This is a genomic window from Actinomadura sp. 7K534, assembly GCF_004348575.1.
GTDB lineage: Bacteria > Actinomycetota > Actinomycetes > Streptosporangiales > Streptosporangiaceae > Spirillospora > Spirillospora livida.
In genome coordinates, this window is record NZ_SMKB01000236.1 from 1 (window position 1) to 10,867 (window position 10,867).

Sequence of the window (10,867 nt, forward strand, 5' to 3'; positions counted from 1 at the left end):
CCCCGCAGCCGCCCGCTGTCGGCCCGCCCGCTTCCCGCCGGCCCAGTCCTGCCGAGGCCCGCGCGCTCATCCGGACCCAGTTTCGTATCGCCCTCAGGACCCGCGCGGTCGTTCTGACCGCGGCGGCGGCCTTCGCCGCGCCGGTCGTGCTCACCGGCCTGATCGCCGCCGGGGCGTTCGCCGCGTTCGTCTCCACGTCCTGCGGCATCGTCGTCGCCCTCGCCGGGACGCTCTCCCAGTGCCTCCGCCGCCGCGGCCCGGGACCGGCACCGCGTCCGTAAATCATCGACGACCGTTCACCGCACGATGTGGACCGTTCCCGCCCGCCGCTCGTCCCGCCGGCCCGACCGCTCATCGCATGAACACGCTACGTATATCTTTGACTACGTACCGTTTACCGAGTGCAGCGTTTCGCGGGTGCCGCTCTGTGGCATCACACCCCTAGTGTTCTCAGTGGCACCACACGCCACACCGCCGCGGAGGGCGGGCGGACCAGCACACCGCGAACCTCCCACATGTGCACACCAGGAGATCCGGCAAACGCCGGATCACGCCGCTGGATCCCGTACCGGGGGGGTGGGATCCGGCGGCCTGCGGCTCAGGCGCCGCTGAACAGTCGGGGGGTTGTTCAGCGGCGCCTGAGCTCTTGTTTATTGCATTGCCCTTGGCGGTCAGGCGCTGGAGCGCCTTCCCTTCGGCGGGCAATGCGTGCGATCGCTGCATCGCTCCGGCTCGCCTAGGGGCTCGCTGCGCGATCAGGTTTCTTGCTTCGCTCGTAACCTGCCTTCGGACGCGATCGCGGCTGTTCCGGTTGTCGCGTGGTTGGGGTGGTGGCTGGTGCCGTCGTGAGGGCAAATGCCTTTTGGCGGTCGGCCCTAGGGGGCCTTCCCTTCAGCGGGCAGTGCGTGTGATCGCTGTATGGCTGCGGCTCGCTGCGCGATCAGTGGGTGGCTCTTAGGGTTTTTAGGGTTTTTATGTCTTTGGCGTGGGGGGCGGGGGCTCGGCCTGGGGTTTCTATCAGGACGGGGAGGCCGGTGGCCGCTGGGTGGGTGAAGAGGTCGGCGAAGGGGGGTTCGCCGATCATGCCGGCGCCGATGTTCTCGTGGCGGTCCCGGCCGGAGCCGCAGGGGTCCTTGGAGTCGTTGGCGTGGATCAGCTTGAGGCGGCCCTCACCGACGGTGGCGACCAGGGCGTCGAGGGTGTCCTTCACGCCGCCGGGGGCGGCCAGGTCGTGGCCCGCGGCGAACGCGTGGCAGGTGTCGAAGCAGACGCCGAGTTTCGGGTGGTGCTCCAGGCGGTCGAAGTACGGGCCGAGGTCCTGGACCTTCGTGCAGAGCATGTTGTTCTGGCCGGCCATGGGTTCGAGGAGGAGGTCGGGGCCGTCCTCGGGGATCTCCTCCAGGAGGGGCAGGACGTGCTCGTGGATCTGCGCCATCGCCTCGTCGTAGGTCTGGGTGACTGAGGAGCCCGTGTGGACGACGACGCCGCGGGCGCCGATGGCCCGGCCGCGGACCAGGGAGTGGCGGACGGTCGCGATCGACTTGGCGAGGGTCTCCGCGTTCGGAGAGCCGAAGTTGACCAGGTACGGGGCGTGCACGTAGACGGGGACGTCGGTGCGGGCGCGCAGCTTCTCGTCCTCGGCGGGACGGCCCTCGGGGAGGGCCCAGCCGCGCGGGTTGGCCACGAAGACCTGGATCGCCTCGGCGCCGATCTCGGCGGCGTACTTGAGGCCCCCGCCGGCCAGGCCGCCGGCCACGGGCACGTGGGCCCCGACGGGGTTGTTCGGTGAGGTCATGACCGGTTCAGCCTATCCGGTCACGGCCCCCGGACGATCGTGACGGTGGAGCCGCGCGGCGCCTCGCCCTCGCTCGGGGACTGGAAGCGGACGATGTTGCCGCCGAAGCCCGTCACGTTGACCTCGAAGCCGGACTCCTTCAGGGCCTTCTCGGCGTCCCGGACGCTGCGCCCCACCACGTTCGGCACCGGGACGATCTTCTCGCTGCCGTCGTCGCAGCCGAGCTGGATCGGGCCCGCGTCGACCAGGCAGTCGCGCTTGTTGACGACGATCGTGACCTCGTCGCCGCGGGAGACGCCGGTGCCCTCCGCCGGGGCCTGGTCGATCACCGAGTTGGGTTCCTTGCCGTCGACCTTCTTCTTCTGCACCTTGACGTTCAGGCCCATCGAGCGCAGCCGGTTGGCGGCGGCGTCGCCGTTCTGGCCGATGAGGTCCGGCATGGACATGCCGGTGGAGACGATGACGGCGACCGGGTCGTCGGGGGACTGCTTCTGGCCGGCCTGCGGCTCGGTGCCGATGACGCCGTCCTTGGCGACGGTCTGGGAGGGCGTGCTGGTCATCCGCCCGACCTTGAAGCCGTCGTCCTCCAGGATCTGCTTGGCCTCGGCCAGGGGCTTGCCCTTCACGTCCGGGACCTCGCGCGGGGTGATGCCCTTGGACGGTGTCAGCGTGACGGGTTCGCCCTGGGCGAGGCGGGCGCCCGCGGGCGGGTCGGACTTGACGACGTCGCCCTTGTGGATGCGGTCGTCGTAGATGGGGGTGGCGAGCCGCACGTCCAGCCCGGCGCTCTCCAGCTGGTCGCGGGCGTCGTCGACGTCCATCCCGATGATCGACGACGGGACGTGCTCGTACTGCCCGGACGTCTGGTACCACACGGCCCAGCCGAGGATGAGCGCCGCGATCGCGCCGATGGCGATGAGGGCGTAGCGGCCGGTGAACGCCCCGATGGCGCGGTCGGCCCTGGTCCGCTCGGGGTATTCGGCGGGCAGGGTGCCGCGGTCGAGGACGGCGGTGCGCCCGTCGGCGGGCGGGGCCTCCAGGACGCTGGTGGCGCCGCGGGACGCCTCCTCCATGCGCCGGTCGAAGTCGCGGGGGAGGCCGCCGAACGCCTCGGCGACCTCGGCGTGGTACTGGTTCGCGTCGACCGGGCGGCGCCCCGGGTCGTGGTTCGTCGCGTCCGTGACCAGGGCGTCCACCTGCGGCGGGATGCCCGGGACGACGCCGGACGGCGGCGGCACGGTCTCGTTCACGTGCTTGTACGCGACGGCGAGCGGGGTGTCGCCGCGGTGCGGCAGCTCACCGGTGAGCAGCTCGAACAGCATGACGCCCGCGGCGTACACGTCCGACCGGGCGTCGGCGCTGCCGGACAGCACCTGCTCGGGGGAGAGGTAGCCGACCGTGCCGATGATCACCCCGGTCTTGGTCATCTTGCTCGCGGTCTCGGCGCGGGCGAGGCCGAAGTCGGCGACCTTGACCTGGCCGTCCTCGTTGATCAGCACGTTCTCGGGCTTGACGTCGCGGTGCACGAGACCGGCCCGGTGCGCGGCGCCGAGCGCGGCCAGCACCGGCATCATGATCTCCAGCGCGGCGCGGGGGCCGAGCCGGCCGACGGCGGTCAGCGCGTCGCGCAGCGTGTGGCCCGCGACGTACTCCATCACCAGGAAGACGTGCTCGCCGTCGGTGCGCTGGTCGTAGACGGCGACCACGTTCGGGTGGGACAGCGCCGCCGCGGCCTTGGCCTCCCCGATGAAGCGGGTGACGAAGTCCTCGTCGGAGGCGAGCCCGGCGTGCATCACCTTGATCGCTACGGTGCGGTCGAGCCTGATGTCGCGCGCGACGTAGACCGTGGCCATGCCGCCGCGCGCGATGCGGGACTCAATGCGGTAGCGCCCGTCGAGCACGCGCCCGACGAGTGGATCAGCAACCGACGTGTCCATCGGTGCGAGTTTACGGGCGAATCGCGGAGGATCTCATCAGTCCCGGGTATGAGCCTCGACAAGCCCGGAACGGGCCTCCTCGGCGGTGCCGGGCGGGACGGGCGCGGTGCGGCGGCGCAGCCCGCGGGTGCTGCGGGAGACGGCGACGCCGGCGAGGCACAGCACGCCGCCCGCGAGGGTGATCAGACCGGGGACCTCGCCGAGGAACAGCCACGACATCAGCACGACCAGGGCGGGAGCGGCGTAGGTGGTGGCGCCCATCTTCCCGGCGGACGTGCGCGCCAGCGCGTATCCCCAGGTGGTGAACGCGATCGCGGTCGGGAAGACGCCCAGGTAGACCATGTTGAGGGTCGCGCCGGCCGGGGCCTCCGCGGCCTGCGAGACCAGCTGGCCGGAGAACGGCAGGCAGATCAGCGCGCCGATCGCGCAGGCGAACGTGGTGAACTGCAGCGCCGAGGCGTGCTTCAGCGCGGGCTTCTGGCTGACGACGCCCGCCGCGTAGGTGACGGCGGCGAACAGGCACAGCAGGACGCCGATGACGGACGAGCTGCCCTCGCCCGACATCGACAGCCCGACCACGGCGGCGCCGGCGAACGACACGGCCATGCCGGCCATCAGCCTGGGCGGCAGCCCCTCCTTCAGCAGCCAGCCGCCGAGGAGCGCGATGAGGATCGGGCCGATGTTGACGACGAGGGCGGCGGTGCCGGCGTCCACGAGCTGCTCGCCCCAGTTCAGCGCGACCATGTAGGCGCCGAACCACAGGATGCCCGCGGTGACGATGCCGGGCCACGCGCCCTTCGGCGGCAGTCCCTCGCGCCGGACGAGCAGCAGCGCGCCGAGCACGACCGTCCCGGAGAGGAGGCGGCCGAGGGCGAGGGCGCCGGGGCTGTACTCGGCGCCCGCGCTCCGGATGGAGACGAAGGCCGAGGCCCAGAGCACCACCGTGATCGTGGCGGCGGCCATCGCCGGCTTGTCGATGCCCGCCGGCCTGCTTTCCTGCTGCATGTCACGCACCTTAGGTATGGGATGTTTCCACGAACACCGAAGGGACGTGCCGCGTTGCCTGCGCGCCGTCCTGGGGTGCAACGGATCCCAGTCTCACCGCGCCGACATTTCAGGTCCAGCGAATATTGCTATACCGAATTCTTTAGCTTCACTACGAAGTGGCGAGGCCCTCGAACGGCGAGGACGCCTGGGCGTAGCGGCGCTTCGGGATCCGTCCCGCCAGCCGCGCGAGGCGCCCGCCGTCCACCGCGTGGCGCATTGCGGCCGCCATCCGCGCGGGGTGCTGCGCGCGGGTGACCGCCGTCGCCAGCAGGACCGCGTCGCAGCCCAGCTCCATCGCCAGTGCGGCGTCGGACGCCGTGCCGATACCCGCGTCCAGGATGACCGGGACGCCGGCCCCCTCGACGATCAGCTCGATGTTGTGCGGGTTGCGGATGCCGAGCCCCGACCCGATCGGGGACCCGAGCGGCATCACCGCGACGCACCCCGCCTGCTCCAGGCGCCGCGCGAGGACGGGGTCGTCGTTGGTGTAGGGCAGCACGGCGAAACCGTCCGCGACGAGCTGCTCGGCGGCCTCGACGAGCTCGATCGGGTCGGGCAGCAGCGTGTGCTCGTCCGCGATCACCTCCAGTTTGACCCAGTTCGTCCCGAGGGCCTCCCGCGCGAGCTTGGCGGTGAGGACCGCCTCGCCCGCGGTGAAGCAGCCCGCGGTGTTGGGCAGCACCCGGATGCCGCACTCGTTCAGGACGTCCAGCACCGAGCCGCGCGCCGACGGGTCCACCCGCCGCATCGCGACCGTGGTCAGCTCCGTCCCGGACGCGGTGAGCGCCTCCCGGAGCACCTGCATGCTCGGCGCCCCGCCGGTCCCCATGATCAGCCGGGAACCGAGCTCCTCGCCCGCGATGACAAGCCTGTCGTCGTCCACCTCAACCCCCCTGTACTCCGTTGTTGTGGGGGGACGGCCCCCCACGCCCCCCTGGCGGGGGCCGAGTGGCGCATTGCACTTCGCTGCGCTCCGTTCCATACGCCCCTCAACCCCCTTGGACAGCGTTCAGAACCTCGATCCGGTCGGCGTGCGCGAGCGTCGTCGTCTCCCAGGAGGAGCGGCGGACGACCTCGTCGTTCAGCGCGGCGGCGACGCCGGTCACGGCCGCGGTGACGGACGCGACGACCTCGGCCACGCTCGTGCCCTCGGGCACGTCGCGCGGCTCACCATTGACGAACACCTTCATCGGGAGTGCACCTCGGCGGAGAAGCGGTCGGGGGAGAAGGGCCCGGCCACGTCGGGGACGGGCCCGTCCAGCAGCATCGCGGACAGGATGTCGGCGGACACCGGAGTGAGCAGGACGCCGTTGCGGAAGTGCCCGGTGCCGACGAAGAGGCCGGGCAGCGCGGACGCCCCCATCACCGGCGCGTTGTCGGGGGAGCCGGGGCGCAGGCCCGCCGACACCTCGGCGAACTCCAGCTCGGTGATGCCGGGCAGCAGCTCGCGGGCGTCCCGCAGCAGCTCCCACAGGCCCCCGGCGGTCACGCGCGTGTCGAAGCCCAGCTCCTCCTGGGTGGCGCCGAGGACGATCTCCCCGTCCGCGCGCGGCACCAGGTAGACCGACGAGCCCTTCACCAGCCCGCGCGTGGCGCGCGTCAGGAACGGCACGCGGGTGCGGAGCCGCATCACCTGGCCCTTCACCGGGCGGACGGGCGGAACGGCCCCCGGGGGCAGCCCGTCGAGGTCGCCCGACCACGGGCCGGCCGCGAGCAGGACCCGGTCGGCGCGGACCACGGTCCCGTCGTCCAGCCGCACCCCGGTCGCCGCGTCGTTCTCGACGGCGACGCCGGCCGCCCGCCGCCGGACGAGCCGCGCGCCCGCCTTCTCGGCCGCCGTCAGCAGCGCCGCGGTCAGCCGGCGCGGGTCGATCGAGCCGTCCTCCGGGGCGAGCAGGCCGCCGCGGACGCCGGGCGCGAGCATCGGCTCCGCCCTCCGGCACTCCCGCCCGGTCAGGGCCTCGGCGGCGATGCCGAGGCTCTCCTGGAAGCGGCGCAGGTCGTCCAGGTAGGTCAGGTCGTCGGAGTCGAACGCGACCTGGAGGATCCCGTCCGTGCGGTAGGCGGTCTCCAGGCCGGTGAGGTCCTCCAGTTCCGCGACGAACGCCCCGTAGCGGTCGCGGGAGGCGAGGCCCAGCCGCAGCAGCGGCTCCTCGCCGTAGGTCACTTCGCTGACGGGGGTGAGCATGCCGGCCGCCACCGACGACGCCCCGCCGCCGGGGTCGGGGTCGACCAGGGTGACGGCGGCGCCGGCCGCGGCCGCCCGCCACCCGGTGGCCAGGCCGACGACGCCCGCCCCTATGATCGCGATCTCCACTGCGCGCTCCCTTCGCCGGCATGATCCGGATCAGGTCCTGGCGGTCGGCGGCCCGTTCAGCCGCCCTCTCAGCCCGGTCGTACCGGACTCCCGCGCTCTGTGCCGTTTTACGTGGTTTCCACTGTACGACCCCCGTGACATGTTCAACTGTCTGGACACCAGTCCAAGAGGCCGCCGGCCCGCCGGTTAGGGTGACCCCATGCAGAGGGTCATCGTCGTGGGTGGAGGGCTGGCCGGCGTGCGCGCCGTGGAGGCCCTGCGGAGCAAAGGGTACGAGGGCGCGCTGACGCTCGTGTCGGCGGAGCGGCACCTGCCCTACGACCGGCCGCCGCTGTCGAAGGCCGTCCTCGCGGGCGAGTCCGACGACACGACGGTCGACGCCGACTGGGACTCCCTCCACTGCGACCTGCTCCTCGGCGAGCGCGCCACCGGGCTCCGCCTGGCCGAGCCGGGGCGGGGCGGCGTCGTCGCGTCCACCGCCGGGGACCTCCCGTTCGACGGGCTGGTCATCGCGACCGGCGCCGCGCCGGTCACGCTGCCGGGGGACGGGCGCCAGCACGTCCTGCGCACCATCGACGACGCCCGCGACCTGCGGTCCCGGCTCAGCGGCGGCGCGCGGATCGTCATCATCGGGGCGGGCTGGATCGGCGCCGAGGTCGCCACCACCGCCGCCGCCAAGGGCTGCGGCGTGACGGTCGTCGAGGCCGCCGACGCCCCGCTCGCGAACGCGATCGGCCCGGAGGTGGGCGCGCTCACCGCGCCCTGGTACGCCGAGGCGGGCGTCCGGCTGCGCACCGGGGTGAAGGTCGCGGAGGTCCGGGACGGCGGCGTCCTGCTCGCGGGCGGCGAGGAGATCCCCGCCGACGTCGTGGTCACCGGTATCGGCGTCCGGCCCGACCTGTCCTGGCTGGAGGGCTCGGGGCTCCTGCTGGAGCGCGGGGTGGTCACCGACGCCTCGTTCCGCGCCTACCAGGGCGAGGAGGAGCCCGGCTCGGCGCGGCCGGACGTCGTGGCGGTCGGCGACTGCGCCGCCTGGTGGTCGGGGCGGTACGGCCGGCGGCTCCTCGTCGAGCACTGGGACACCGCGCTCAACGCGCCCGACATCGCCGCCGCGGCCCTCCTCGGCCAGGACGCCGCCTACGACGCGGCCCCGTACTTCTGGTCCGAGCAGTTCGGGCGCATGGTGCAGTACGCGGGCAGCCACGCGGCGTCCGAGCGGCTCGTGCACCGGGGCGACCCGTCCGGCCGCAAATGGGCGGTGGTGTGGCTGACGGGCGACCGGCTCGACGCGATCCTCACCGTTGACCGGCCCCGCGATCTGGTCCAGGCGCGCCGGATCATCGCCGCCGGGACGCCCGTGGATCCGGACGCCATCGCCGACCCCGAGGTACCGGTCCGGCAGGCCGTTCGCCCGTAGCGATCGCCGCCCGGACGTTACGTGTGCAGGGGGTTTGACGAATCCGGAGGAGTGGTAGCAAGGGGGCGTGACGCAGATGCACGCAACCGTTGAAAGCGCACTCGACCCCCGGACCGACGCCCTCGCGGGGGAATGGCTCTCCCTGAGAGAGGCCGCCGAAAGACTCGGGATCAAGCCCAACCGCATCAAGCAGCTCATCAGCGAGCACCGGCTCCTCGCGGTGCGCCGGGACGGCAATCCGATGGTGCCCGCGGCCTTCATCAAGGACGGCCAGGTCATCAAGGGGCTGCCGGGCACCCTGACGCTCCTGTCCGACGCGGGGTACGACGAGGCGGAGACGATCCGCTGGCTGTTCACCGCCGACGACACGCTCCCCGGGACGCCCGTGGAGGCGCTCACCGAGAACCGGGGGACCGAGGTCCGCCGCCGAGCCCAGGCCCTGGCCTTCTAGGGCCCTCCGGCCCCGGAACCCGGGGCCCGCAGCGCACGTGACACGATCGCGGGGGCGCGCCGGACGGGAGACGACCGCCGCGCGGCCCCGCGGTCGCCCGTGCCGCGCTCGCCCACCGAAAGGAACGATGTCCGCCGTGTCCAGGCACCTCCCCTCCGAACGCGCCGTCGACCTGCGCGCCCGGCTCGGCCGGGCCCGCGTGTACCTCTGCACGGACGCGCGAGAGCGCCAGGGCGACCTGCCGGCCTTCCTGGACGCCGTGCTGGCGGGCGGGGTCGACATCGTCCAACTGCGCCAGAAGGGTCTGGAGGCGCGGCGGGAGATGGAGTACCTGGAGGTCTTCCGGGCGGCCTGCGACCGGCACGGCGCGCTGCTCGCGGTGAACGACCGGGCCGACGTGGCGCACGCCGTCCGCGCCGACGTCCTGCATCTCGGCCAGGGCGACCTGCCGGTCCCCGCCGCCCGCGAGATCGTCGGGGGGGACATGCTGATCGGCCGGTCCACGCACTCCGGCGAGCAGGCGTCCGCGGCCGCGGCCGAGCCCGGCGTCGACTACCTCTGCGCCGGCCCGGTGTGGCCGACGCCGACCAAGCCCGGCCGCGCCGCCCCCGGCCCCAAGCTGCTGGAGTACGTCGCGGCGCAGCGCGTGCCGCGGCCGTGGTTCGCCATCGGCGGGATCGACCTCGGGAACCTCGGCGAGGTGACGGCGGCGGGCGCGAGCCGCGTCGTGGTGGTGCGGGCGATCACCGAGGCGGCCGACCCGGGCGCCGCCGCCGCCGAGTTCGCCCGCCGGCTGCGCGGCGCAGCCGGGGCCTGACCTGGATCACCTTGACCGGGATCACCTTGACCGGGATCACCTTGACCGGGATCACCTTGACCGGGATCACCTTGACCGGGATCACGGTGCGGAGCACCGGCCCGATCGCCCACAATGGGGATCATGAGCGTGGGACCCGCCGACGACCGGCCCGTGGAACTGGACGACGAGCTGGAGATCCTGCCCGACCAGACGTCGGACGACACCGACCTCGGGTGGGGCGAGTGGCGCGGCGGTGACGACGACGACTCGCGCCTGCTGGAGGACCGCCCCCCGCACTGGTGATCCGGCCCGGGGCTTGCCGCCGTCCGGTCAGAAGAGCATGCCGACCACGAAGCCGCAGATGACCACGGCCGCGAGCGCGACCATCATGCGCCAGCGGTAGCGCGGGATCCGGGTGGGCCGCGGTTTCGGCATCGGTCCCTGCCCTTCGCGCAGCGCCCGGACGACCTGCGGCGCGGTCGGCCGGGCGGCGGGGTTCTTGTCCAGGCAGCGCGCCGCGAGGTCGCGGAGCGAGCCCGTCATGTCGCCGAGGTCGGGCCGGCGGGACGTGACGCGCCGCATGACCTCCGGCGCGGGCCCGGTGCCGAACGGCGGGCGCCCGGTCGCGGCGAACACGACCGTCGCGCCCCAGGCGAACACGTCCGCGGGGCGGCCGACGGGCTCGTCCTCGATCTGCTCGGGCGCCATGTAGGCGGGCGTCCCGGCCGCTCCGTCCGCGGCCTCGCCGGCGGTGCGCACGACCCCGAAGTCGACGACCTTGGCGCCGTCCGGGCCGAGCAGCACGTTGGCGGGCCTGAAGTCGCCGTGCACGGTCCCGGCGCGGTGGATCGCGGCGAGCGCGGCGGCCGTCCGCAGCGCCACCCTGTGCAGGTGCTTCGCGGGCAGGGGCCCGTCCTCGTCGACGACGTCCTGGAGGCGGGGGCCCTCGGCGTCCGCGCCGACGACGTGCCGGAGCCGGGGGGCCTCGGCGTCGTCCATGGCGTCCTTGGCGACGGGCGGGTGGCCCTGCCCGGGGTGGGCGGGACGCGCCTTGCCCGGCCGGCCGGAGCGGCCGGTGTGCGCCTGGCCCCCATGCCCTTGGCC

Annotated in this window: 11 protein-coding genes, 1 pseudogene and 1 riboswitch; of the genes and pseudogenes, 5 read left to right on the forward strand and 7 right to left on the reverse strand. The window is 73.4% G+C overall.

The window, feature by feature from the left end; genetic code table 11:
- Positions 1-281 (forward strand): annotated as a pseudogene (locus tag E1266_RS30600) (hypothetical protein); the annotation flags it as partial.
- Positions 282-940: 659 nt separating this feature from the next.
- Here E1266_RS30600 and E1266_RS30605 read toward each other — a convergent pair.
- The 6 genes from E1266_RS30605 to thiO form a co-directional block, all read right to left on the reverse strand.
- Complete coding sequence (locus E1266_RS30605; RefSeq protein ID WP_132052966.1) at positions 941-1,795, reverse strand: deoxyribonuclease IV; 855 nt, start codon at positions 1,793-1,795, stop codon at positions 941-943.
- Positions 1,796-1,815: 20 nt separating this feature from the next.
- Positions 1,816-3,732, reverse strand: a complete 1,917-nt coding sequence (gene pknB, locus E1266_RS30610; RefSeq protein WP_132052968.1) for a Stk1 family PASTA domain-containing Ser/Thr kinase — start codon at positions 3,730-3,732, stop codon at positions 1,816-1,818.
- A 36-nt stretch (positions 3,733-3,768) separates the two neighbouring features.
- On the reverse strand, positions 3,769-4,737 hold the full coding sequence (locus E1266_RS30615; protein ID WP_132052970.1) for an EamA family transporter: 969 nt from the start codon (positions 4,735-4,737) through the stop codon (positions 3,769-3,771).
- Between the two features lie 151 nt (positions 4,738-4,888).
- Positions 4,889-5,662, reverse strand: a complete 774-nt coding sequence (locus E1266_RS30620) for a thiazole synthase (RefSeq protein ID WP_279436363.1) — start codon at positions 5,660-5,662, stop codon at positions 4,889-4,891.
- Between the two features lie 106 nt (positions 5,663-5,768).
- Positions 5,769-5,969, reverse strand: coding sequence for a sulfur carrier protein ThiS (thiS, locus tag E1266_RS30625; RefSeq protein ID WP_132052974.1), 201 nt, complete (start codon positions 5,967-5,969; stop codon positions 5,769-5,771).
- Entirely contained in the window at positions 5,966-7,096 is a 1,131-nt protein-coding gene (gene thiO / locus E1266_RS30630; RefSeq protein ID WP_132052976.1) for a glycine oxidase ThiO, read from the reverse strand. Before thiO ends, thiS begins: the two co-directional genes overlap by 4 nt.
- A riboswitch (TPP riboswitch) is annotated at positions 7,087-7,200 on the reverse strand. It overlaps the preceding gene by 10 nt.
- Before the next feature lie 95 nt (positions 7,201-7,295).
- Here thiO and E1266_RS30635 point away from each other — a divergent pair.
- From E1266_RS30635 to E1266_RS38360, 4 genes are all read left to right on the forward strand, one after another.
- The gene (locus E1266_RS30635) at positions 7,296-8,513 is read left to right on the forward strand and encodes an FAD-dependent oxidoreductase (RefSeq protein WP_132052978.1); all 1,218 of its coding nucleotides are present in this window, start codon (positions 7,296-7,298) and stop codon (positions 8,511-8,513) included.
- Between the two features lie 76 nt (positions 8,514-8,589).
- Entirely contained in the window at positions 8,590-8,964 is a 375-nt protein-coding gene (locus E1266_RS30640; RefSeq protein WP_132052980.1) for an Rv2175c family DNA-binding protein, read from the forward strand.
- A 136-nt stretch (positions 8,965-9,100) separates the two neighbouring features.
- Entirely contained in the window at positions 9,101-9,781 is a 681-nt protein-coding gene (thiE, locus tag E1266_RS30645; protein ID WP_243719083.1) for a thiamine phosphate synthase, read from the forward strand.
- A 123-nt stretch (positions 9,782-9,904) separates the two neighbouring features.
- Entirely contained in the window at positions 9,905-10,066 is a 162-nt protein-coding gene (locus E1266_RS38360; protein ID WP_165966274.1) for a hypothetical protein, read from the forward strand.
- A 27-nt stretch (positions 10,067-10,093) separates the two neighbouring features.
- Here the strand turns inward: E1266_RS38360 and E1266_RS30650 are convergent.
- Positions 10,094-10,867, reverse strand: a 774-nt coding sequence (locus tag E1266_RS30650; protein ID WP_132052984.1) for a protein kinase, incomplete at its 5' end; no start/stop codon positions are given.